The sequence below is a fragment of the Methylobacterium sp. J-078 genome (assembly GCF_022829285.1).
Lineage (GTDB): Bacteria > Pseudomonadota > Alphaproteobacteria > Rhizobiales > Beijerinckiaceae > Methylobacterium.
Window position 1 is genome coordinate 1 of record NZ_JAKSYI010000017.1, and the last position, 565, is coordinate 565.

Below are 565 nucleotides of genomic sequence, written 5' to 3' on the forward strand. Positions count from 1 at the left end.
CCGCCGACCATCACTTCGGGCACGGCGGGGTGCTCAAGATGATGTCCCGCCCGTTCGCCTCCATCGAGGAGCACGACGAGTTCCTCGTCGACGCCTGGAACTCCACCGTCGGCCCCCGCGACGAGGTCTGGCACCTCGGCGGCGCAGAACTTTTTGTTCTTGCTGGAACACGGCAATGCCGGGCTGAACCTCGGTCACTACAGCAACCCCGCCTACGACGACCTAATGCGCCGGGCGGCGGCCGTGCGCGACATCGCCCGGCGGGCCGACCTCCTCTACGAGGCCGAGGCCGTCGTGGTCGCCGAGCTGCCCTGGATTCCGGCGATGCACACCCGCTCGAAGGCGATGGTCGCCCCGCGCCGTGCCGGAAGTGACGGTCGGCGGTGGCAAAAATGTTGAACGTCATCATCGCAGCATCCTCTGGCGACGGGGCTGCCGCACACGGTCACGCGCCCGTGGGAACACGTCTGGGATCGGGTGCGGGGATTCGTTCCACGGTCCTCTCCGGGGGCCGGTGGAATCGACAGGCCTACCCGGTGGTTGTTACGAAATCCCTGGCCGAGTG

The 565-nt window shown here is 67.6% G+C and carries 1 protein-coding gene; it reads left to right on the top strand.

Going from position 1 to position 565, the window contains the following annotated elements:
* Window positions 1–159: 159 nt before the first annotated feature.
* Window positions 160–399, top strand: coding sequence for a hypothetical protein (locus MKK58_RS00590; protein ID WP_243910276.1), 240 nt, complete (start codon window positions 160–162; stop codon window positions 397–399).
* Window positions 400–565 lie beyond the last annotated feature (166 nt).